Origin of the sequence: Streptomyces sp. NPDC093801 (assembly GCF_040701585.1) — a bacterium.
Taxonomy (GTDB): Bacteria; Actinomycetota; Actinomycetes; order Streptomycetales; family Streptomycetaceae; genus Streptomyces.
This window is the reverse complement of record NZ_JBFBDP010000010.1, coordinates 93,179-114,752: the sequence shown is the minus strand read 5'-3', so window position 1 is coordinate 114,752 and position 21,574 is coordinate 93,179. Positions and strand designations below refer to the sequence as shown.

Here is a 21,574-nt window from a genome sequence, read left to right as displayed (position 1 = left end):
GCGCAAGGGAGCCGCTCAGCGGCGTATGACGCCCGCGTCCGAGGAGTACTCGCCGAGGACGACGACCCGTACGGCGGCCGTCACGTAGACCTTGACGGCGCGCAGGGCGTCGCCGACGCGGTGGCGGGAGTGGTGGGAGGAGGTGGCGGTGGCGCCGCTGGGGCGGCCGCCCCGGGACGGGGTGAAGGTTGCGGTGCTCATGTCTCCATGGTGCGCGCCCCGCGCGCTCCGCACATCGGTCCGGAGAGCCAACCTCAGGGGCCTGCGGCTCCTCCTCACGTCCCATGGCTTCCCCCCAGGGCTCTGCCGAAGGTCTGACACTCCCTGGTATGACACCCGTCCGGAGGCAGGGGCCGCCGGGAACCGGCGTCCCGCAAATCCATTCGCGCAACTCCCTTCCGCTGACTAAAATCTCCGCTCTTGCCGCCTCCCGCCGCCGTACCGGGGAGAGCCTCCTGCCGGACGGAAACCGGTGGGTTTCTGTTCCGCACCGAGCCGCTGGAGGCAGTCCCGTGCCCGCGCACGCCCCCGACACCACGCCCGAAGACACCGCGTCCGGCACGGCCGCCGCATCCGACTCCGCCGGCCTCCTCGGCCGCGAGCGGGCCCACCTGGCCGCCTCCCGGGCCGCGCTGCGCGCGATGCGCGAGGACGTGGAGGCGCTCGACATCCGCGACGTCACCGCGAACTGGGTCAACGCCGCCGTCCTCCAGGCGCAGATCGACGACCGCATCAAGGCCCTGGCCGACCTCGCCCACACCCCGCTGTTCTTCGGCCGCCTCGACTACCTCCACGCCCCGGGCGCCGACCTCGCCGAGGGTGCCGGCGGCGAGCAGTTCTACATCGGCCGCCGCCACGTCCACGACGCCGACGGCGACCCGATGGTGATCGACTGGCGCGCGCCCGTCTCCCAGCCGTTCTACCGCGCCTCCAAGGCCGATCCGCAGGACGTCGGACTGCGCCGCCGCTTCGGGTACACCGGCGGCGACCTCACCGCGTACGAGGACGAGCACCTCTCCGACCCCGCCGAGGCGGCGGCCGTCAGCAAGCTGCTCCAGCAGGAGATCGAGCGCCCCCGCGTCGGCCCGATGCGCGACATCGTCGCCACGATCCAGCCCGAGCAGGACGAGATCGTCCGCTCCGGCCTGTCCGGCTCGGTCTGCGTACAGGGCGGCCCCGGCACCGGGAAGACGGCCGTCGGCCTGCACCGGGTCGCGTACCTGCTGTACGCGCACCGCGAGCGGCTCGCCCGCACCGGCACGCTCGTCATCGGGCCGAACCGTTCCTTCCTCCACTACATCGAGCAGGTCCTGCCGGCCCTGGGCGAGCTGGAGGTCCAGCAGGCCACCGTCGACGACCTCGTCGCCCGCCCGGGCCTGGAGGTCCGCGGCGCCGACGCCGCCGCGACCGCCGTGGTCAAGGGCGACGCCCGGATGGCGGAGGTGCTGCGCCGCGCGGTCCGCTCGCACGTCACCGCGCCCGCCGAGCCGCTGATGGTGGTCCGCGGCTCGCGCCGCTGGCGGGTTCCGGCGTACGAGCTGGAGGAGATCGTCGGCGAGCTCCAGAACCGCGACATCCGCTACGGCGCCGCGCGCGACGCGCTGCCGCAGCGCATCGCCCACGCCGTCCTCGTCCGCATGGAGCAGGCGGGCGAGGCGCCGGACGACCGGGTGCAGGACGCGGTGGCCCGCAACGCGGCGGTGAAGGCGGCGGTCAAGGCGATCTGGCCGCAGGTGGAGCCGGCGAAGCTGGTGCTGCGGCTGCTGTCGGACCCGGAGTTCCTGGCGCTGCACGCCGAGGGGGTGCTCACGGAGGAGGAGCAGAAGCTGCTGCTGTGGCCGAAGCCGTTCCGGAGCGTGAAGTCGGCGAAGTGGTCGGCGGCGGACCTGGTGCTGATCGACGAGGCCGCGGACCTGGTGGAGCGGACGCACTCGCTCGGGCACGTCGTCGTCGACGAGGCGCAGGACCTGTCCCCGATGCAGTACCGGGCGGTGGGGCGGCGCTGCACGACGGGCTCGGCGACGGTCCTGGGCGACCTCGCGCAGGGCACCACGCCGTGGGCGACGCGCAGCTGGGCCGAGGCGCTGGCGCACCTGGGGAAGCCTGAGGCGGTGCTGGAGGAGCTGACGGCGGGCTTCCGCGTGCCGCGCGAGGTGATCGCGTACGCGTCGCGGCTGCTGCCGGAGATCTCGCCGGGGCTGGCCGCGGTGTCGTCGGTGCGTGAGACGCCGGGCTCGCTGACGGTGTCCCCCTCGTCCCCGGACGGGCTGGTGGCGGACGTGGTCGGCGCGTGCCGCGCCTTCCTCGCGCACGAGGGGTCGGTCGGGCTGATCGCCGCCGACGCCCGTATCCCGGTGCTGGCGGAGGCGCTGCTGGCGCAGGGCCTGCCGTACCTGTCGCCGGGTGAGGAGACGACCGCCGAGTCCCGGCTGACGCTGGTCCCGGCGTCCCTCGCGAAGGGCCTGGAGTACGACTACGTGGTGCTGGACGAACCGGCCGCGATCGTGGACGGCGAGCCGGACGAGCGGACGGGGCTGCGCCGCCTGTACGTCTGCCTCACCCGGGCCGTCTCGGGCCTCACGGCCCACCACGCCGCGCCCCTGCCGGCGGCCCTGGCGTAGCGGAGCCCGCCCGCTGCGCGGGGCTGGAACGTGCTGCGCACGTCCAGCCCGCGCGGCGTGTGGGCGCACCGGGCGCGGAGCGCACGGTACGGGGTCCGGGGCTTGACCGGGGAAACGGACGAAGGCCGGGCGGGGAGAGGCTCCGCGCAGCGGCACCCGGCCCCGTCAGCCCAGCGCCGCCCGCCACTCCGCGACCGCGGCCGCGGACACCGGGCGGTCCCACCCGGAGGGTCGGGCCGCGCCGCCGATGTGGAAGCCGTCGATGCCGGCCTCCCTCAGCACCGGCACGTGCGTCAGCGTGAGCCCGCCGCCGACCAGGATCCGCGGCCCGTACCCCGGCTCGCCGGTCCGCGCGGCCTCCGCCAGCAGGACCGGGAGCCCCTCGGCGACCCCGGCCGCGGAGCCCGCCGTGAGGTACGTGTCCAGCCCGGGCAGGTCGGCCAGCGCCTTGCGCAGCCCGTCCCGGTCGGCCGCGCGGTCGATCGCGCGGTGGAAGGTCCAGCGGCAGCCGTCCAGCTCCGCCAGGACCGCCTCGACGGCCGCCAGGTCGGGGCTGCCGTCCGGGTGCAGGAACCCGAGGACGAACTCCTGCGCCCCCTCCGCCCGAAGCTCCCGCGCCGCCCCGGCCAGCGCGGCGACGTCGCCCGCCGCGAACCCGTCCGTCCCGCGGAGCATCACGCGCAGCGGGATGTCGACCGAGGACCGGATCGCCGCGAAGGTCTCGCGCGAGGGGGTGAGCCCGTCGGCGGCCATGTCGGTGACCAGTTCGAGTCGGTCCGCCCCACCCGCCTGGGCGGCGACCGCGTCCTCCACGTCGAGGGCGATCACCTCCAGGAGCGCACGGTTGCTCATGTGATCCCATCCTTCGGAACATAGGGAAAATAGGTCTAGTCCAATATCAGGGTACGGGCCCCGGCCCGCGCTCCACCAGCACCATCACGCCACCCGCACAATGTCCGCATGGACACCGACAAGGGCACGGACGCGGGCGCGGACGCGGGAACACGCACGGACACCGGCACCGACCCCGCCACGGCCGCCGCGCTGCGCCGCCGCTGGGCGGCCACCGCCGCGGCCGCGGGCGCCGGCCGCGACCCCGCCCCCTACGCCGACCGCCTCCTCACCGCCTGGGCCGAGCCCCAGCGCCGGTACCACACCACCGCCCACCTGGCCGACGTCCTCGCCCGCATCGACGTCCTCGCCGCGCACGCCGCCGACCCCGCCGCCGTCGAGCTCGCCGCCTGGTTCCACGACGCCGTCTACCGCCCCGACCGCTCCGAGAACGAGGAGCGCAGCGCCGCCCTCGCCGAGCGCGCCCTCCCCGAGCTCGGCATCGACGCCGCCCGCACCGCCGAGGTCGCCCGCCTCGTCCGGCTGACCGTCACCCACGACCCCGCCCCCGGCGACACCAACGGCGAGGCCCTCTGCGACGCCGACCTCGCCGTCCTCGCCGGCCACCCCGACGACCCCGACGACCCCGGCGCGTACGCCGCCTACGCCGCAGCCGTCCGCGCCGAGTACGCCTTCGTCCCCGACGAGGCCTTCCGCACCGGCCGCGCCGCCGTCCTGCGCCAGCTCCTCGGCCTGCCCCGCCTCTTCCGCACCCCGTACGGCACCGCCCACTGGGAGGCCCCCGCCCGCCGCAACCTCGCCGCCGAGCTGGCCGCCCTGACCTGACACACGCGCGGCACCACCGGGAATGCGGCCGCCTCCGGTCCGGTTCGTGAGAGGCATGCCCCCAGCCTCAGCGAACACCCGTTCCCGCATGCCCGTCGCCGTCTACGTCCTCGGCCTGTCCGTCTTCGCGCTCGGCACCAGCGAATTCATGCTGTCCGGGCTCCTGCCGCCCATCGCCGAGGACATGGGCGTCTCCATCCCGCGGGCGGGCCTGCTGATATCCGCCTTCGCGATCGGCATGGTCGTCGGAGCACCGCTGCTGGCCGTCGCCACCCTGCGCCTGCCCCGCCGCACCACCCTCGTCACCCTCATCAGCCTCTTCGGGCTCGGCCAGGTCGCGGGCGCGCTGGCGCCCTCGTACGGGTTCCTCTTCGCCTCCCGCGTGGTCTCCGCCTTCGCCTGCGCCGGCTTCTGGGCCGTCGGCGCGGCCGTCGCCATCGCCATGGTCGGCAAGGACCAGCGCGCCCGCGCCATGTCCGTCATGATCGGCGGCCTCTCCATCGCCAACGTCCTCGGCGTGCCCGCCGGCGCCTTCCTCGGCGAACAGTTCGGCTGGCGCTCGGCGTTCTGGTCGGTCGGCGCGGCCTCGGCCGTCGCCCTCGCCGGCATCCTGGCGCTCATCCCGAAGATCCCGCTGCCCGCCGAGAAGCCCCGCCTGCGCCGTGAGCTCTCCATCTACGGCGACCGCCAGGTGTGGCTCGCCGTCGCCGTCACCGCCCTCGCCGCGGGCGGCGTGTTCTGCGCCTTCAGCTACCTGTCACCGCTGCTCACGGACGTGGCCGGACTGGACTCGGCCTGGGTCCCGTGGGTCCTCGCCCTCTTCGGCGTCGGCGCGCTCGTCGGCACCACCGTGGGCGGCCGGATCGCCGACGGCCGCCTCTTCGCGGTGATGACCGGCGGCATCACCGCCTCCACCGCCTTCCTCGCCGCCCTGGCCCTGCTGGCCTCCGTCCAGGCGGCGGCCGTCGCGCTCGCCTTCCTGCTCGGCGTCTCCGCGTTCTTCACCGCCCCGGCCCTCAACGCCCGCGCCTTCAACGTCGCCGGCGCCGCCCCCACCCTCGCCGGAGCCACGACCACCGCCGCCTTCAACCTCGGCAACACCGGGGGCCCCTGGCTCGGCGGCGCCGTCATCGACGCCGGCCACGGCTACGCCGCCACCGCCTGGGCCGGCGCCGCCATGACCGTCACCGCGATCGCCCTGACCCTCCTGGCCCTGCGCATCGACCGCCGCACGGGAGCGGGCGCGACCCGCGTGGTCGCCGCGTCGGCGGACACCCCGGCGCAGCGGACCCCCGCCCCCGCGTAGGAGGCCGCCGGGCCTATGCCGCCGGGGCCGGGCGGCCCTTCGGCCGGCGCAGGCCCGCCTGCGTCAGCCGGCGGACCAGCTCCTTGCTGCCGATCTCCACCGCCCCCGCCGCCACCGCGTCCGCGTACCGGTGCGACGGCACGTCATAGTGGTCCCGCTCGAAGGCCCGCGGCGGGCAGCCGATGCCCGCCGCGAAGGCGTGCAGCTCCTCGTACGAGACGTCGCTGACCATGTGCGACCACATGCGGCCGTGCCCCGGCCACACCGGCGGGTCGATGTACACCGTCACCGGCGGCTCACCGGCCCGGGTGGAAGACGGGGCCGAGACCGCCCACCGCCGCCACCTTCACACCGGCCTCCGAGCACACCCAGTGCGGATCGGGGCCCAGCTCCGGCTCCACGTCCAGCGCGTGCGGATCCCCGTGCTCGCACACCGGGCACAGCGGCCAGCGCCCGTACTTCTCCAGCAGGGCGTCCTTCACGTCCTGGGCGACGAGTCCGGCCAGGTAGTCGACCCCCTCCGGCCACTGTTCCACCCACCACCGGCGGTGCGTGACCGAGTCCTCGACGAGGGAGACGACATCGGCGTCGGCGACCTCACCCGCGGCGAGGTCGGCGAGAACCAGAGCACGGGCGACATGCAGCGCCTGTTCCAGGGGGGTCGCGTGGGGGTCCATGGGCTCATTCTGACCCCTCACCGCCCCAAAAGGGGAGGCCGTGCCACCGCCCCCGGCCCGGTGCACCGCGCCCCGGCCGCCACCGGTGCACCATGGCTCCCACACCGGGGAAGCCCCGGCGCCCGCCGAGCCACCGCCCGCAGGAGCCCGCCATGACCGCGCACGCCGACCTCCGCGCCCAGCTCGACACCCTCACCACCGAGGCCTTCCGCCCCGAGCTGGCCGAGATCGACCGGCTCCCCACCCTGGAGATCGCCCGGCTGATGAACGCCGAGGACGCCGGCGTCCCGGCCGCCGTCGCCGCACGGCTGGAGCAGATCGCCGCGGCCGTCGACGCCATCGCGGAACGGATGGCCCGCGGCGGCCGCCTCGTCTACGCGGGCGCGGGCACCGCCGGCCGGCTCGGCGTCCTGGACGCCAGCGAGTGCCCGCCCACCTTCAACACCGACCCCGCCCAGGTCGTCGGCCTGATCGCGGGCGGCCCCGGCGCCCTGGTCACGGCCGTCGAGGGCGCCGAGGACTCCCGGGAACTGGCCGCCGAGGACCTCACCGCCCTCGCCCTGACCGCCGACGACACCGTCGTCGGCGTCTCCGCCTCCGGCCGCACCCCCTACGCGATCGGCGCCGTCGAGTTCGCCCGCACCCGCGGCGCACTGACCGTCGGACTGTCCTGCAACGCCGGCTCCGCCCTCGCCGCCGCCGCCGAACACGGCATCGAGGTGGTCGTCGGCCCCGAGCTGCTCACCGGATCCACCCGGCTGAAGGCCGGCACCGCCCAGAAGCTCGTCCTGAACCTCATCTCGACGGTGACGATGATCCGCCTCGGCAAGACGTACGGGAACCTCATGGTCGACGTACGCGCCACCAACGAGAAGCTGCGCGCCCGCTCGCGCCGCATCGTCGCCCAGGCCACCGGCGCACCCGACGCCGAGATCGAGGCCGCGCTCACCGCCACCGGCGGCGAGGTCAAGGACGCGGTCCTCGTCCTCCTCGGCGGAGTCGACGCCCCCACCGCCGCCCGCCTCCTCACCGCCTCCGGCGGCCACCTCCGCGACGCCCTCGCCGCCGCCCGCTGACCTCCGCTCCCGCAGCTCCCGCACGCACAGCAAGGCGACCGCATGTCCCCTGACACGAACCGCGCCACCGCCGCCGCGATCCTGCCCCTGGTCGGCGGCCCGGACAACATCGGCTCCGTCGCGCACTGCATGACCCGCCTGCGGATCGGCCTGCACGACCGCGCCCTCGTCGACGACGCCGCGCTCAGGGCCCTGCCCGGCGTCCTCGGCGTGGTGGAGGACGACACCTACCAGATCGTGCTGGGGCCCGGCGCCGTCGCCCGCGTCACCACCGCGTTCGAGGCCCTGCTCGCCGACGCGCGGACGGCGGCGCCCGCGCGGCCCGTCACGGCGCAGGAACTGGCCGCCCGCGGCGCGGCCCTGAAGGACGCCCGCACCGCCCGCAACGCCACCCGGTTCAAACTGTTCCTGCGCCGGATCGCGAACGTCTTCGTCCCGCTGATCCCCGCGCTCATCGGCTGCGGGATCGTCGCGGGCCTGGGCGGGCTGCTCGCCAACCTCGGCTGGGTCCCGGCCCTGGTCCCGGCGCTGACCGCGATCGGCTCGGCGTTCATGGCCCTGATCGCCGTGTTCGTCGGCCACAACACCGCCAAGGAGTTCGGCGGCACCCCCGTCCTCGGCGGGGCGGTCGCGGCCGTCATCGTCTTCCCCGGCGTCGCGAAGACCGAGGTCTTCGGACGGCACCTCTCCCCCGGCCAGGGCGGGGTCCTCGGCGCCCTCGCCGCCGCCCTGCTCGCCGTCCACGTCGAACGGTGGTGCCGCCGACGGGTCCCCCAGGCCCTGGACGTGCTGGTCACCCCCACCCTCACCGTGCTCGTCCCCGGCCTCGTCACCCTCTACGGCCTGATGTTCCTCGCGGGTGCCGTCTCCGCCGGCATCGGCACCTTCGCCGACCGCCTGCTCGCCACCGGCGGCGCCGTCGCCGGGCTGGTCCTGGGCGGGCTCTTCCTCCCCCTGGTGATGCTGGGCCTGCACCAGGCCCTGATCCCCATCCACACCACCCTCATCGAACGGTCCGGCTACACCGTCCTGCTGCCCATCCTCGCCATGGCGGGCGCCGGCCAGGTCGGCGCGGCCCTCGCCGTCTACTGCCGCCTCCCGGGCAACCCCTCCCTGCGCGCCACGATCCGCTCCGCGCTCCCGGCCGGCCTCCTCGGCGTCGGCGAGCCGCTGATCTACGGGGTCTCGCTGCCGCTGGGCCGCCCGTTCGTCACCGCCTGCGTCGGCGGCGCGGCCGGCGGGGCGTTCATCGGCCTGTTCAACCAGCTGGGCGTGGCCTTCGGCTCCACCGCCATCGGCCCCTCGGGCTGGGCCCTGTTCCCCCTGCTGGAAGGCACCCGGGGGATGGCCGCGGCTCTCGCGGTCTACGCGGGCGGCCTGGCCGTCGGCTACCTGACGGGCTTCGCGGCCACGTACTTCTTCGGCTTCACCCGCCGCATGCTGGACGAACTGAACACCGCCCCGCCGGAGCCGGCGGGTCCCCCCGGCCAGACCACCGGCCAACCGGCCCTGGCCTGACCTGCCCGCCCGGCGGTTCAGACCTTCCGGGCCACGATGCGGCCGTGCGCGGCGGTGAGCAGCTCGATGTCCTCCACGTCGGACGTCAGGATCGTCACGAGGCCCGGCAGCGCCAGGGCGGTCGCGCACAGCATGGCGTCAATGGCGTGCTTGTGGCCGTGCAGCCCGGCATCCCTGAGCAGAGCGGCGGCGGACTGCGCCACCGCCTGCGTGACGGGCTCCACGCGCAGGCAGGAAAGCGTCCACTTCAGCGCGGCATCGTTCACCTCCGGATGGATGACCTCGACCAGAACGGCGGCCGACGTCACGACCAGGAGGCCCTCGGCTCGTGCTGCCGTCACCCACTCGTGGACCCCGGTGTCCCGCTGCACCGCCTTCGCCAGACCCTCGCTGTCGAGGACCAGGGCACCGCTCACGCGGCAGCCCCGGCCCCCGGCGACCGGCCCGTGAGTTCGGCACGCTTAGCGGCCACGGCCTCCGGGTCGGCCGGCCCGTTGACCCGGTCGAAGTCGGCGATCAGCTCGTCCAGCTTGTCCAGCTCGATCTGGCGCTGTGCGGCCCGCTCCAGATAGGCGGAGACCCCTCGTTTGCCCACCCGGTCACGGATCGCCTGCAAGGTGCCGGCCGTGAGCGATACCGAGATACCGCTGGTGGGTCCGTCTCCTGGGAGGAACCCGGTCTCGTCAGCCATGACACCACTATGGCATTCGAAATGCCATACGGTCAGGGCCCTCACCGGACGGACCCGGCAGCCACCCGCAGGAAGCCGGCCAGGTCCTCCACGGAGTACCCGAGCGCGGGCCCCCGCTCGGCCGCCATCAGCAGCAGCTGGCCCACGATCTCCGCGCCCCACCCGTCCGGCCCGTCCTCCGCCCACTCCTGCACCTTCTCGACGCCGAGATCGCACATCAGCAGCCCGTACCCCTCCCGGACCTCCGCGCACGTCGCCGCGACCGCGTCCAGCAGCCGCTCCCCCGGCCGCTCGCAGCGCAGCCCGAAGCCCCCGCCGACCTCCTCGGCCACGCATCCCCGGGGCGGCTCCGCCTTGATCCGGTCGTAGCGCGGGTCCCCGTACGGCGGGCACTCCCCGGCCGGGCGGTGCAGCAGCGTGAACCGCTGCCACCCCGGCGGCGGGGGCGGCTGCGGCCGCCACCCCTCCACCCCGAACGCCTCCTGCACCTGCGCCGTCGCCTCGTCCGCCGACCCCGCCGTCCGCGCGACCCTCCGCCGCCCGTCGTCCCCGACCGCCGTCCACGTCCCGCCGCCCCCGTCCGGCCGCACCCTCACGGACAGCCCCGCGCCCGTACGCCGCCACCCGCCGCCGCCGAGGGCCGCCTCCAGCCCGCGCAGCCTCCACCCCAGCTCGAAGGCGAACTCCGCCGCCTCGACCGGCTCGCTCACGCCCCGGCCCCGGCCCGCTCGTACAGCACCGCCGCCAGCCGCAGGGCGGTGTCCAGGTTGCAGCGGCCGAGGTCCACGAGGGGGAGCCCGTAGGCACCGGCGGCGGAGACCCCGTCCACGTCGAGGGAGGGGAAGGTGACCCCGACCCCCTCCAGGGACTCCCTCAGCTGCCGCACGGCCTCCTCGGCCGCCCGCATCCGCTCCTGGGGCGTGAGCACCATGACATGTCACCTTTCCACTCTGAGTATTCAGGTCCTCTACACAGAGTGGTTGCGCGCTCGATGGCCTTCAAGGAGGTCAACCACAGCAACCACAGCTGTTGGAGCAGGAGTTGCCATGCCAGGAAAGCCCCTCGACCCCTCCTCACCCCGCGCCCTCCTCGGCGCCGAACTCCGCGTGGCCCGCGAACGCCGCGACATGAGCCAGGCCGGCCTGGGCGAGAAGCTCTTCGTGAGCGGCTCGTACGTCGGCCAGATGGAGAACGGGACCCGCCGCATCACCCTCGAACTCGCCACGGCCATAGACCAGGTGCTGGGCACGGACGGGTTCTTCACCCGCAACTGCGGGAAGCAGGGGAAGTCCAAGTACCCCGAACACTTCGTGGAGGCGGCTGAGGCGGAGGCCGAAGCACTGACTATTCGGGAGTACGCACCCCTGGTCATGCCGGGGCTGCTCCAGCGAGAGGCTTACGCGCGGGAGATCTTCCGCGCATACCAGCCGACCGCGCCGGAAACCGTTATCGATGAACTGACCGAGGCCCGTCTGGACCGCGCCAAGCTCCTCGCTGATGCAACAACGCCACTGTTGTGGTTCGTGCTCGACGAGGCGGTGGTCCGACGTGTCGTGGGCGGACGGAGCGTAATGGCCGATGCCCTAAAACACATCGCGGATCTGATCCGGGCGCGCCGGATCATCGTCCAGGTACTCCCGTTCAGCGTGGGCGCCCATGCGTCAGTCGGAGGCTTCCTCCAATTGATGTCCTTCGAGAACGCTCCGCCTCTGGCCTACCTCCAAGGGAACGGCACAGGACAGCTGTTGGACGATCCGGCCACGGCAGCCCGCCACTCCCTGTCCTACGATCTCCTCACGGCTAGCGCGCTGTCACCCAGCAAGTCACTGGCCATGATCGAGTCCGCGGCGGAGGAATACGCACATGACGACCATGCCTGAGTACGACCTGTCAGCGGCCACCTGGCACAAGTCGAGCTACAGCGATGGCAGTGGCGGAAGCTGCGTCGAGATGGCCACCTGGCGGAAGTCCACCCACAGCGGCGGAGACGGCGGCGACTGCGTCGAGGTCTGCGACGCGCACGCCGACCTCGTCCCCGTCCGGGACTCCAAGCAGCCCGAAGGCCCGCACGTGGTGTTCCGCGCGCGGGCCTGGGCCGAGTTCGTCCGTACGCTCTGACCCGTCACAGACCGCCGGTGAACAGCAGCTTGTTCGGGCTGCCCGCGCCGATGTTGGTGACGATGTCCTTGGTGGAGCCGCTGTCCAGGAACTGGTAGACCTCCGCCGGGGCGGCCGTCGGGTGGGCCGCCTTGTAGAGCGCGGCGACACCCGCGACGTGCGGCGCGGCCATGGACGTACCGTTCAGGGCCACGCTGCCGCCGCCGAGCTTCGCCGAGACGATGTCCTGCCCGGGGGCGTAGAGGCTGAGGCACCGGCCGTAGTTGGAGAAGGCGGTCTCCTGGTCGAACCGGTCGGTCGCCCCGACCGTCAGCACGCGCGCCGCCGAGGCGGGCGAGACGTTGCAGGCGTCGATCGAGGAGTTGCCCGCCGCGATGACCGGCAGGACACCCGCGTCGGACACGGCGGTGGCGGCGTCGTTGACCGCCTGGGACCTGTCCCCGCCCAGGGAGGCGTTCATCACGGCCGGCTGCCGGGCGTTCTTCGCGATCCAGTCCATGCCCGCGATGATCCCCGACCACGCGCCCCTGCCGTCGCACCCCAGGACCCGGACGCTCACCAGGTTCGCCTTGCGCGCCACCCCGTACGTGGCACCGGCCACGGTGCCGGCGACGTGCGTGCCGTGACCCTGGCAGTCCATGCCGCCCCACCCGTCGCCGATCGCGTCGAAGCCCGCCCTGGCGCGGCCCCCGAACTCGGAGTGGTTGAGGTCGATGCCCGAGTCCAGGATGTAGGCGGTCACCCCGGCGCCGTTGCCCTGGGTGCTGAAGTCGTTGTCCAGCGGCAGCTTCCGCTGGTCGATCCGGTCCAGGCCCCACGAGAACGCCGGGGCCCGCACGCCCGCCGCGGCGGACGGCGTCGGAACGGACTGCACCTTCGCGTCCTCCTCGACCGCCTTCACCCCCGGGCTGCTGCGGACGGCCGTCAGCTGGAGCGGGGTCAGCGGGGCGGCGAAGCCGTTCAGCGCCGAGCCGTAGACGAACGTCGGCTTCAGCCCGAGCTTCTGTGCCGCCTTCGCCGCGTCCACCCCCTTCTCCAGGGTCACGATGTACTGGCCGGGCACGGCGTTCGCCGAGGTGTGCAGGGGTGCCGGGGTCGGTTCCGGGCCGGCGGCCGAGGCCGTTCCGGCCGTGACCGGGGTCGCGGTGAGGAGGGCGGCGGCGGCCAGACGGGCGAGCAGGCGCATGGAAGGGACTCCCTGGGGGGGCGGGAACGTCGGCGTGGGCAGGCCGCCCCCGCGACGACGAGGACCTCTGCGGGGGCGGCCTTCCCTTCCATCGGGTCGCACTCCGGTTCGCCTTGACCCCGTGGCCCCCGCCCGGCCCATCCGCCCCACGACCGCGTCTGGGCGGGCCGCCGGCACCACCACAGAAAGGTTTGCCCCCTTGGGCCGCACGGGTCGTGCCCGCCCCCGGCACCCGGCGTGCGCGGGCGGGGCGGTCCCGGCAAGTCCACCCGTACGGCCCGCCGCCACACCAGGGAGCGCGCGGCCGGACGGCGCAACGTGCCCCCGCCACACCCCTCCGCGTCGTTGACCGGCCCCTTCGCGCGTGGTGGCCTCGCCGCATGCGCAACCGTGTGAGCCGAGCCCTGCCCGTGGCCGCCGCCGTCCTGGCGGCCGTCGCCGTCCTGCCCCTGTCCACCGCCGCCGCGAGCGCCGCCGCCGTGCGCGAGCCAGCGCCGCGGGCGGCTCCGGCCGACTGGCCCTCGTACATCGTCACCGTGCGCCGGGGCGTCGATCCGGCCGCCGTGGCGGCACAGGTAGGCGGGGTGCGGCCGGACCGCTACTACCACCACGCGCTGAACGGTTTCGCGGCCCGGCTCAGCCCGGAACAGGTCGCGGACGTGGCCGCACTGCCGGGGGTGGTGTCGGTGGAGGCCGACGGCTCGGCGGGGCCGTTCTGACGGCAGGGGCCGGCCCCGGTGGCCGCGTCGGTGCCGCCGGGGCCGGCCCGCCGCCCGCTACTGCGGGGCGGCGCTGCCCGGTGGGGCGATGTCGAACGAGCCGTGCCCGGCCCACGCGCCACCCGCGGCGTCCCACCACTGCGACCGCACCGACCCGTCGGGACCGATCCAGAACACGTCCAGGTGGCCGTCGCGCTGCGAGACCGCGCTGGTGCCGCGGAAGGGCCGGGTGGGCGCCGGAGGCGGCGGGGGCACGGGAGGAACCGGGTTGACGCTGCCGGCCGGGATGGCCCGCTGCCCGACGATGTTGCCCGCGGCGGCGTACCGGCACACCAGGTTCCAGCCCGTGTGGAACACGCCGTCGTCGTCCTTCAGCGACACGCCTCCTTCACACCGCAGCCGATCGCGGTGGTGGGCGTTGCGGGGGACATCCAGATGATCTGGGAGTAGTGGCCCCAGGGTTTGTTGTTGGTGCCGTCGATCAGGGGGTTGCCGTCCGCATCGAACTTGGCCTTCTCCGCCATCCAGCCGAAGCCCACCGAGGGGTCCATCGCCATCGTCGGACGCGCCGGCCCGGGCCAGGCGCTGAAGAGGTTCTCGCCCTCGTTGCCGTTCACCTCACGGGGGGTGTGAACGGCTTTGCCGTCTTTGATGGAATCCGGATCGTCGGCCCAGGCCTGGGCGTCGCAGGCGAGCTTGGGGCTCCACGTGACGGAGGTCAGGGCGAGGCCGGGGTTGTACTGCTGGAGGGCCGCCCGGCGTGCGTCGTTGTGGGCACGGACGAGGGCGTCGGCGTCGGCGGCGCTGATCCGGGAGCCCGTGCCGGGCGGAGGATCGGGCGTGGGGCAGACGGCGGACTTCGCCGAGGCCGCGGGGGTGAGAGCGAAGGCGGCCGGGGTCGAGCCCATCAGGACGAGGCCGCACAGCAGGGCGGCGACCTTGGCGAAAGGTTTCGGCTTCATCGAATACCTCGATGGGACGTCATCGAAGGCGGGAGTGCCGGGGCCGGGATGCCGTGCATCAACCGGAGTTGGCGATGGGATCAGCATCCCCCATCCGGCCCGGCTCCGCCCGTCCGGCGGCTACGCCCCCGGCGGGAGCAGCGCCAGCAGCGCCGCGCGGGCCACGGCGGCCCCCGACATGATCCCCGTGTAGCGGCCGGCGTCGGTGAAGGCGACGTACTCGCCCTCGTCGAGGAGGGCCGCGCGCAGCCAGGCCGCGTCGTCGTCGGATCGTTCCAGCGCCCGCGTGTGCAGCACCGGTGTGAACAGCGCCAGCAGCCGCGGGACGTCGATCTCCTCGGGCGCCGCGTCGAACCGGTCCAGGCCGCGGGCCAGCAGCTGTTCCTCCAGGAACGGGTTGAGGGCTTCGCGCGGCGGCGGATGGGTCAGGCGGCGCGCGCCCTCCAGGCCGAGCTCCTTCATCAGCCGTGCCGACGGCGCCGGCCCCGACGCCTCGGCGAGCCGCACCCCGGCGGCCTGGCCGGAGGCTTCCAGGTACGCCTTGCGCAGGTCCGGGTCGCCGTCCTGGAGGCGCTGGAGGAGGTCGGCCGGGCTCGCCCAGCCGACGAACCGGCCCGGCCCGCCCTCCCGCTGGGCGGTGAAGACGACCACCGCGGGCCGGCCGAGCCGGGCGGCCGCGGCGCACAGGAGCAGCAGCCGGTGCTCCCACCAGGCGTGGCCGTCCTCCAGGTCGACGATGACGACCTCGGCGCCGCGCAGACCCCGCAGCGAGGTGACCGCTTCGGCCGCGCCGGGGCCGGCCAGGGGGACGCCCCGCTCGGGGACCACGTTCCGGGGGACGGCCAGGCCGCGCCGGGACCCGGCCGCCGCCGTGAGGGCGATCTTGACGGTGCCCAGCTCCACGGTCCCGCCGCCGGAGGCGACCCCGCTGAGCACCACCAGCAGGACGGGCAGCAGGCTCAGGGCGACGATGGCCAGCAGGACCCACCCGGCCGACACGGACTCCATACCCAGCCAGGTCCGCGCGGCACCCCAGGCGACGGCCAGGACGACCAGCAGGACGGGGGCCAGGAGCACGGCCGCCCGTACGCCGAACGGCCAGAACGCCAGGCCGGACCCCTGGGGCCGGGCCGTGGCCTTCGCCCTGGTCGTGCTGCGCGGCGGGTCCACGGCACCCATTATCGGCGGGTCGGCAGACGCCCGCCCGGGGAGCGGGAGGGGCCCTGCGGGAGGGGGCTAGCTCCGGTACACCCGGAGCTCGGACACCTCGTACGACATCTCGGTCTGGCCCGGGCCGGGCGCCGGGTGGTAGCGGCCGGCGGAGACCGACAGGTTGACGATGAGGTACGCGCGCCAGCCGCGCGACACGCCCCGCCCGTCGGAGAAGACGCGGGCGCCGTTGACCCACCAGACGACCGACCTCCTCCCGAACTCGGTCCTCAGGTCGACCCAGGCTCCTGGCCGGATCGCCGGGTCGCGGTAGTAGCGGTGGGCCTCGCGGACGTGGTTGGAGAGTTCCAGGAGGTCGGGGTTGTCGGGGTGGTACTCGAAGACGTCGATCTCCTGGCCGCCGTCGCGCCAGGTCCAGATCGCGGGCCAGGCGCCCGTCTCCGTCGGCAGTTTGACCCGGGCCTCCAGGACGTCACCCGTGCGGACCATGAAGCCCTGGTCGCTGCCCTCGGTGGTGAGCAGCCCGGTGTCCCAGTTGCCGTCGGGGCGGTGGGTCGCCCGGAAGGTGCCGCTACGGCTGTAGGCCGGGTCGGCGGTGAGGTGGTCGAGCTTGTTGTCGCCCGGGTTGACCGGGCCGCCGTTCGGATAGGCCCAGGAGCGGCCCGCGACCCATTGGGCGGGGGAGGTGAAGTCGGCGGTGAAGACGGGGGCGCTGCGCGGCGTGAACACCGGCAGGCCCCCGCCGCCTGCGGCGGGGAGGAGGCGGCCGGTGAGGCGGCGCAGCCATCCGGAGTTGTCCGATTCCATACGGGTGTCCTGCCCGGCGGGCGGGCGGACACTCCCCTGTTCTCACACAGAGTAATACTATGATTTCGCAGCGTTGATGAAGCCGCGGATCAGCTCGGGTGACTTCACCCCGCGCTCCCGCTCCACCCCGCTGGAGACGTCCACTCCCCAGGCGCCGGTGGCCCGGACGGCCTCGCGGACGTTGGCCGGACCGAGCCCGCCGGCCAGCAGCCAACGGCCCTCGGGTGCCGCGAAATCCGCGGAACCCCAGTTCCAGGGCTTGCCGGAGCCGGGGTCGGGGGCGTCGATCAGCAGCAGGTCCTCGCCGTACTCCCCGCAGCGCGCGACGTGCTCGGCGGTGGCCCGCAGCAGGGTCCGGCCCGGGGCCCTGAGCCCTTCGTAGTACTCGATGCCCTCGTCCCCGTGCAGCTGCACCCCGCGCACACCGCTCTCCTCCGCGAGCCGGCGCACCTCCTCCAGCGGCTGTCCGCGGAACACGCCGACGGTGAGCACGCCGGACGGCACCCGCGCGGCCAGTTCCCACGCCAGCGGCGCGGCGATGGTCCGGGGGCTGCCGGGCGCGAGGACGAACCCGACGGCATCGGCCCCGGCCTCGACGGCCGCGTCGACGTCCTCGGGCGTCTTCAGCCCGCAGATCTTGACGAAGGGCGCCTTGCGCTCACTGCTCTCGCTCATACCCCGAGTCAACCAAACGCGCCCGTGCCGCGCCGACCCGTCCCACCCCCCGGGCGCTGCGGGCGCCCGGAGCTCAAAGCTCAAGGACTACGCCCACCGACCCGCCCCCGGAAACGCCCGAGGGCGGCACCCCCTCCGCCGGGAAGGGGTGCCGCCCTCGTTCGAGAACAGCCGATCAGCCGGGGGCCGATCAGAAGTCCATGTCACCGCCCGGCATGCCGCCCGGAGCGGCGGCGGCCTTCTCCGGCTTGTCGGCGATGACGGCCTCGGTGGTCAGGAACAGCGCGGCGATGGACGCGGCGTTCTGCAGCGCGGAGCGCGTCACCTTCGCCGGGTCGATGATGCCCTCGGCGATCATGTCGACGTACTCGCCCGTGGCGGCGTTCAGACCGTGGCCGACGGCCAGGTTGCGCACCTTCTCCACGACGACGCCGCCCTCGAGACCACCGTTGACGGCGATCTGCTTCAGCGGGGCCTCCAGCGCGAGCTTCACGGCGTTGGCGCCGGTCGCCTCGTCACCCGAGAGCTCCAGCTTCTCGAAGACCGAGGAGGCCTGGAGCAGGGCCACGCCACCGCCGGCGACGATGCCCTCCTCGACGGCCGCCTTCGCGTTGCGGACGGCGTCCTCGATGCGGTGCTTGCGCTCCTTGAGCTCGACCTCGGTCGCGGCACCGGCCTTGATGACGGCCACGCCGCCGGCCAGCTTCGCGAGGCGCTCCTGGAGCTTCTCGCGGTCGTAGTCCGAGTCGGAGTTCTCGATCTCGGCGCGGATCTGGTTGACGCGGCCCTGGACCTGGTCGCTGTCACCGGCACCGTCGACGATGGTGGTCTCGTCCTTGGTGATGACGACCTTGCGGGCGCGGCCGAGCAGGTCGAGACCGGCGTTCTCCAGCTTGAGGCCGACCTCCTCGGAGATGACCGTGCCGCCCGTGAGGATGGCGATGTCGCCGAGCATGGCCTTGCGGCGGTCGCCGAAGCCCGGGGCCTTGACGGCGACGGACTTGAAGGTGCCGCGGATCTTGTTGACGACCAGGGTCGACAGGGCCTCGCCCTCGACGTCCTCGGCGATGATCAGCAGCGGCTTGCCGGACTGCATGACCTTCTCCAGGAGCGGCAGCAGGTCCTTGACCGAGCCGATCTTGGAGTTGACGATCAGGATGTACGGGTCGTCGAGCGACGCCTCCATACGCTCCATGTCGGTGGCGAAGTACGCCGAGATGTAGCCCTTGTCGAAGCGCATGCCCTCGGTGAGCTCCAGCTCCAGACCGAAGGTCTGGGACTCCTCGACGGTGATGACGCCTTCCTTGCCGACCTTGTCCATGGCCTCGGCGATGAGCTCGCCGATCTGGGTGTCGGCGGCCGAGATGGAGGCCGTGGAAGCGATCTGCTCCTTGGTCTCGACATCCTTGGCCTGGGCGAGCAGGGCGGCGGAGACGGCCTCGACGGCCTTCTCGATACCACGCTTGAGGGCCATCGGGTTGGCACCGGCGGCCACGTTGCGCAGACCCTCGCGGACGAGCGCCTGGGCGAGGACGGTGGCGGTGGTCGTACCGTCGCCGGCGACGTCGTCCGTCTTCTTGGCGACTTCCTTGACCAGCTCGGCGCCGATCTTCTCGTACGGGTCCTCGAGCTCGATCTCCTTGGCGATGGAGACGCCGTCGTTGGTGATCGTGGGCGCACCCCACTTCTTCTCAAGGACGACGTTGCGACCCTTGGGGCCAAGGGTGACCTTGACGGCGTCGGCGAGCTGGTTCATGCCACGCTCGAGACCGCGCCGGGCCTCCTCGTTGAACGAAATGATCTTGGCCATCTGAAGTGGTCCTCCAGGACTGGGGTTCCCCCTACGCCGCCAGACGTCAGGGGAGGGTGGATTGCTCCGGACCGCGCCCGCGCCCGCGACGGACGGCCTGCCGACCCGGCGGTTCCTTCCCGCCGGACCCTGCGGGCCTCACCGGCCCGGTCCTCGTCTTGTAGCACTCTCACCCGGAGAGTGCTAACGCCAATGATTAGCACTCGGCCCCCACGAGTGCAAGCGGCTTCGAGCCATGCCGGGCCGGGACCTCCGCGCCCGGGCGTCCGGACATACGTGAGGGGCCCGCATCCCGTCCGGGATGTGGGCCCCTCACGTGTTGGCGCGTGCGTCGGTGGCCGATCGCGCTTCGACTCAGCCGGCCGCGAGCTTGACCATGTCAGCCTGCGGACCCTTCTGACCCTGCGAGATCTCGAACTCGACCCGCTGACCCTCTTCAAGGGTGCGGTACCCGTCCATCTGGATGGCGCTGTAGTGGACGAACACATCCGCACCACCGTCGACCGCGATGAAGCCGTAGCCCTTCTCCGCGTTGAACCACTTGACGGTGCCCTGAGCCATGCCTAACTCCCCTATTACTGGCCCTTGCGCAGGTCCGCACTTCGCGGACCCGGGTCAGAACTTGCGCCGGAACGCCTCGACCGGGGCTGAATGTATCTGCACCGCTGCTGTCTGCAACAGGTCATTCCGACGAGAAATCTGGACACGCGCAAACGGGGAAATGGGCTGAAAATTTGGCCTATTCCTGGGCAAGTCGGGCCAGACAACCCTCACCAATGCCCCAAAAGGCACACGCATGTTGACTCAATGTCAACCCTCTCGCAGCCCGTTCATATGCGGCGGGCAAGAACAACGGAGGGGACTTCCCCAACTCTACCGCGCCCAATCAAGCAGAATTGCCCCCTCCGCTTTTAGCGGAGGGGGCAATTCAGATTCCCGGGGTCAGCAGCCGCCCGCCACGGCGGGGATGATCGAGACGCCGGCGCCGTCCGGCGTCGCCGCCTGCAGGCCGCCCTCGAAGCGCACGTCGTCGTCGTTGACGTAGACGTTCACGAAGCGGCGCAGCTTGCCCTGGTCGTCCAGGACGCGCGCGGCGATGCCCGGGTGGTTCGCCTCCAGCGAGTCGATGACCTCGGCGAGGGTCGCCCCCTCGGCCGGGACCTCGGCGGCGCCGCCGGTGTAGGTGCGCAGGATGGTGGGGATGCGGACGTTGACGCTCATGGCGCTACCGCCTTTCCGTGGAGTGCTGGGGAAGGGTCAGGCCAGGCCGGCGGCGCGGAACGCGTCCAGGCTCGGGCGGATGGTGGCGGTCTGGCCGGTGCCGGACACCGCCTCCAGGGTCTTGAGGCCGTCACCGGTGTTCAGGACCACGGTGGTCAGCGAGGGGTCGAGCTGCCCGTTCTCGATGAGCTTCTTCGTCACGCCGACGGTCACGCCGCCCGCGGTCTCGGCGAAGATGCCCTCGGTCTGCGCCAGGATCCTGATGGCCTCGACGACCTGCTCGTCGGTGACGTCCTCGACGAAACCGCCGGTGCGGCGCGCGATGTCGAGCACGTACGGGCCGTCCGCCGGGTTCCCGATGGCCAGGGACTTGGCGATCGTGTTCGGCTTCTGCGGGCGGACCACGTCGTGGCCGGCCTTGAAGGCCGTCGACACCGGGGAGCAGCCCTCGGCCTGGGCGCCGAAGATCTTGTAGGGCTTGTCCTCGACCAGACCGAGCTTGACCAGCTCCTGCAGACCCTTGTCGATCTTGGTGAGCTGCGAGCCGGAGGCGATCGGGATGACGATCTGGTCGGGCAGCTGCCAGCCGAGCTGCTCGCAGATCTCGTAGGCGAGGGTCTTGGAGCCCTCGCCGTAGTAGGGGCGCAGGTTGACGTTGACGAAGCCCCAGCCCTCGCCCAGCGGGTCGCCGATGAGCTCGGAGCAGAAGCGGTTGACGTCGTCGTAGTTGCCCTCGATGCCGACCAGGTCGCCACCGTAGACACCGGCCATGACGACCTTGCCCTGCTCCAGGTCGTGCGGGATGAACACGCAGGAGCGGAAGCCGGCGCGGGCGGCCGCTGCGCCGACGGCGCCGGCCAGGTTGCCGGTGGAGGAGCAGGAGAGGGTGGTGTAGCCGAAGGCGCGGGCGGCCTCGACGGCGATCGCGACGACGCGGTCCTTGAAGGAGTGCGTCGGGTTGCCGGAGTCGTCCTTGACGTAGAGCTTGCCGGTGACGCCCAGCTCCTTGGCCAGGTTCGCCGCGTCCACCAGCTTGGTGAAGCCGGGGTTCAGGCTGGGCTTCGAGGCCACGTCCGCGGGGACGGGCAGCAGCGGCGCGTAGCGCCAGATGTTGTTCGGGCCGGCCTCGATCGCCGCGCGCAGGGCCTCCGGGTCCCCGGCCGGCAGCTCGTAGGCGACCTCCAGCGGACCGAAACACTCGACGCAGGCGAAGATGGGGCCGAGCTCGAAGCGGGTACCGCACTCACGACAGGAAAGGCCGGTGGCGGGGCCGAGATCGACGGATCCGGGAGTGGCGGAGGCATTGGCAGAGGTGGCGACAGTCTGTGCAGCCATGATGG

26 protein-coding genes are annotated in these 21,574 nt (G+C 73.2%); 8 read left to right on the top strand and 18 right to left on the bottom strand.

Annotated features, from left to right (window positions below; genetic code table 11):
• Window positions 1–15: 15 nt before the first annotated feature.
• Window positions 16–201: a hypothetical protein gene (locus AB0469_RS13725; RefSeq protein WP_366451535.1), complete on the bottom strand. Its 186-nt coding sequence runs from the start codon at window positions 199–201 to the stop codon at window positions 16–18.
• 311 nt (window positions 202–512) lie between these two features.
• On the opposite strand from AB0469_RS13725, the gene AB0469_RS13720 reads away from it, so the two are divergent.
• Window positions 513–2,621 carry an AAA family ATPase gene (locus AB0469_RS13720; protein WP_366451534.1) on the top strand — a complete coding sequence of 703 codons (2,109 nt, stop codon included), beginning with the start codon at window positions 513–515 and terminating at the stop codon, window positions 2,619–2,621.
• A 165-nt stretch (window positions 2,622–2,786) separates the two neighbouring features.
• On the opposite strand, the gene AB0469_RS13715 is transcribed toward AB0469_RS13720, so the two are convergent.
• Window positions 2,787–3,473, bottom strand: coding sequence for a copper homeostasis protein CutC (locus tag AB0469_RS13715; protein ID WP_366451533.1), 687 nt, complete (start codon window positions 3,471–3,473; stop codon window positions 2,787–2,789).
• A 108-nt stretch (window positions 3,474–3,581) separates the two neighbouring features.
• Here AB0469_RS13715 and AB0469_RS13710 point away from each other — a divergent pair, with 108 nt between their 5' ends.
• Together AB0469_RS13710 and AB0469_RS13705 are read left to right on the top strand one after the other, a co-directional pair.
• Window positions 3,582–4,298 (top strand): hypothetical protein, encoded by a 717-nt coding sequence (locus AB0469_RS13710; protein WP_366451532.1) that lies wholly within the window; start codon window positions 3,582–3,584, stop codon window positions 4,296–4,298.
• Between the two features lie 88 nt (window positions 4,299–4,386).
• Window positions 4,387–5,604, top strand: a complete 1,218-nt coding sequence (locus tag AB0469_RS13705; RefSeq protein ID WP_366451531.1) for a Cmx/CmrA family chloramphenicol efflux MFS transporter — start codon at window positions 4,387–4,389, stop codon at window positions 5,602–5,604.
• Window positions 5,605–5,617: 13 nt separating this feature from the next.
• Here AB0469_RS13705 and AB0469_RS13700 read toward each other — a convergent pair whose 3' ends face one another.
• Together AB0469_RS13700 and AB0469_RS13695 are read right to left on the bottom strand one after the other, a co-directional pair.
• On the bottom strand, window positions 5,618–5,893 hold the full coding sequence (locus AB0469_RS13700) for a DUF4031 domain-containing protein (protein ID WP_366451530.1): 276 nt from the start codon (window positions 5,891–5,893) through the stop codon (window positions 5,618–5,620).
• 7 nt (window positions 5,894–5,900) lie between these two features.
• Window positions 5,901–6,281: a hypothetical protein gene (locus AB0469_RS13695; RefSeq protein ID WP_366451529.1), complete on the bottom strand. Its 381-nt coding sequence runs from the start codon at window positions 6,279–6,281 to the stop codon at window positions 5,901–5,903.
• Window positions 6,282–6,433: 152 nt separating this feature from the next.
• Between AB0469_RS13695 and murQ the strand changes: the two genes are divergently transcribed.
• Together murQ and AB0469_RS13685 are read left to right on the top strand one after the other, a co-directional pair.
• A complete protein-coding gene (murQ, locus tag AB0469_RS13690; protein ID WP_366451528.1) occupies window positions 6,434–7,357 on the top strand; it encodes an N-acetylmuramic acid 6-phosphate etherase in 924 nt (307 codons plus the stop codon).
• A 42-nt stretch (window positions 7,358–7,399) separates the two neighbouring features.
• The gene (locus AB0469_RS13685; protein WP_366451527.1) at window positions 7,400–8,875 is read left to right on the top strand and encodes a PTS transporter subunit EIIC; all 1,476 of its coding nucleotides are present in this window, start codon (window positions 7,400–7,402) and stop codon (window positions 8,873–8,875) included.
• Between the two features lie 17 nt (window positions 8,876–8,892).
• On the opposite strand, the gene AB0469_RS13680 is transcribed toward AB0469_RS13685, so the two are convergent.
• The 4 genes from AB0469_RS13680 to AB0469_RS13665 are packed head-to-tail and all read right to left on the bottom strand — an operon-like array spanning window position 8,893 to window position 10,497.
• The gene (locus tag AB0469_RS13680; RefSeq protein WP_366451526.1) at window positions 8,893–9,291 is read right to left on the bottom strand and encodes a DNA-binding protein; all 399 of its coding nucleotides are present in this window, start codon (window positions 9,289–9,291) and stop codon (window positions 8,893–8,895) included.
• On the bottom strand, window positions 9,288–9,566 hold the full coding sequence (locus AB0469_RS13675; RefSeq protein WP_366451525.1) for a hypothetical protein: 279 nt from the start codon (window positions 9,564–9,566) through the stop codon (window positions 9,288–9,290). Before AB0469_RS13675 ends, AB0469_RS13680 begins: the two co-directional genes overlap by 4 nt.
• 41 nt (window positions 9,567–9,607) lie before the next feature.
• Window positions 9,608–10,276, bottom strand: coding sequence for a hypothetical protein (locus AB0469_RS13670; protein WP_366451523.1), 669 nt, complete (start codon window positions 10,274–10,276; stop codon window positions 9,608–9,610).
• Window positions 10,273–10,497 (bottom strand): hypothetical protein, encoded by a 225-nt coding sequence (locus tag AB0469_RS13665; protein WP_366451522.1) that lies wholly within the window; start codon window positions 10,495–10,497, stop codon window positions 10,273–10,275. The genes AB0469_RS13670 and AB0469_RS13665 overlap by 4 nt, the downstream gene beginning before the upstream one ends.
• A 115-nt stretch (window positions 10,498–10,612) precedes the next feature.
• Between AB0469_RS13665 and AB0469_RS13660 the strand changes: the two genes are divergently transcribed.
• Window positions 10,613–11,446, top strand: coding sequence for a helix-turn-helix transcriptional regulator (locus AB0469_RS13660; RefSeq protein ID WP_366451521.1), 834 nt, complete (start codon window positions 10,613–10,615; stop codon window positions 11,444–11,446).
• Entirely contained in the window at window positions 11,430–11,684 is a 255-nt protein-coding gene (locus tag AB0469_RS13655) for a DUF397 domain-containing protein (protein ID WP_366451520.1), read from the top strand. Before AB0469_RS13660 ends, AB0469_RS13655 begins: the two co-directional genes overlap by 17 nt.
• A gap of 4 nt (window positions 11,685–11,688) precedes the next feature.
• On the opposite strand, the gene AB0469_RS13650 is transcribed toward AB0469_RS13655, so the two are convergent.
• The gene (locus AB0469_RS13650; protein ID WP_366451519.1) at window positions 11,689–12,870 is read right to left on the bottom strand and encodes a S8 family peptidase; all 1,182 of its coding nucleotides are present in this window, start codon (window positions 12,868–12,870) and stop codon (window positions 11,689–11,691) included.
• Between the two features lie 380 nt (window positions 12,871–13,250).
• Between AB0469_RS13650 and AB0469_RS13645 the strand changes: the two genes are divergently transcribed.
• Entirely contained in the window at window positions 13,251–13,589 is a 339-nt protein-coding gene (locus AB0469_RS13645) for a protease inhibitor I9 family protein (protein ID WP_366451518.1), read from the top strand.
• A gap of 57 nt (window positions 13,590–13,646) precedes the next feature.
• Here AB0469_RS13645 and AB0469_RS13640 read toward each other — a convergent pair whose 3' ends face one another.
• From AB0469_RS13640 to thrC, 9 genes are all read right to left on the bottom strand, one after another.
• On the bottom strand, window positions 13,647–13,970 hold the full coding sequence (locus tag AB0469_RS13640) for a hypothetical protein (protein WP_366451517.1): 324 nt from the start codon (window positions 13,968–13,970) through the stop codon (window positions 13,647–13,649).
• Complete coding sequence (locus AB0469_RS13635) at window positions 13,961–14,551, bottom strand: CAP domain-containing protein (protein WP_366451516.1); 591 nt, start codon at window positions 14,549–14,551, stop codon at window positions 13,961–13,963. Before AB0469_RS13635 ends, AB0469_RS13640 begins: the two co-directional genes overlap by 10 nt.
• Window positions 14,552–14,671: 120 nt before the next feature.
• Window positions 14,672–15,721 carry a hypothetical protein gene (locus tag AB0469_RS13630; RefSeq protein ID WP_366451515.1) on the bottom strand — a complete coding sequence of 350 codons (1,050 nt, stop codon included), beginning with the start codon at window positions 15,719–15,721 and terminating at the stop codon, window positions 14,672–14,674.
• Window positions 15,722–15,787: 66 nt separating this feature from the next.
• Window positions 15,788–16,528, bottom strand: coding sequence for a beta-glucanase (locus AB0469_RS13625; protein WP_366451514.1), 741 nt, complete (start codon window positions 16,526–16,528; stop codon window positions 15,788–15,790).
• 57 nt (window positions 16,529–16,585) lie between these two features.
• Entirely contained in the window at window positions 16,586–17,203 is a 618-nt protein-coding gene (locus AB0469_RS13620) for a phosphoribosylanthranilate isomerase (RefSeq protein WP_366451513.1), read from the bottom strand.
• A gap of 190 nt (window positions 17,204–17,393) precedes the next feature.
• Window positions 17,394–19,013 (bottom strand): chaperonin GroEL, encoded by a 1,620-nt coding sequence (gene groL, locus AB0469_RS13615; RefSeq protein WP_042817001.1) that lies wholly within the window; start codon window positions 19,011–19,013, stop codon window positions 17,394–17,396.
• Window positions 19,014–19,367: 354 nt separating this feature from the next.
• Window positions 19,368–19,574: a cold-shock protein gene (locus AB0469_RS13610; RefSeq protein ID WP_008743607.1), complete on the bottom strand. Its 207-nt coding sequence runs from the start codon at window positions 19,572–19,574 to the stop codon at window positions 19,368–19,370.
• A gap of 381 nt (window positions 19,575–19,955) precedes the next feature.
• Complete coding sequence (locus AB0469_RS13605) at window positions 19,956–20,234, bottom strand: MoaD/ThiS family protein (protein ID WP_042816999.1); 279 nt, start codon at window positions 20,232–20,234, stop codon at window positions 19,956–19,958.
• Window positions 20,235–20,270: 36 nt separating this feature from the next.
• Window positions 20,271–21,569, bottom strand: a complete 1,299-nt coding sequence (gene thrC, locus AB0469_RS13600) for a threonine synthase (protein ID WP_366451512.1) — start codon at window positions 21,567–21,569, stop codon at window positions 20,271–20,273.
• Window positions 21,570–21,574: the final 5 nt, after the last annotated feature.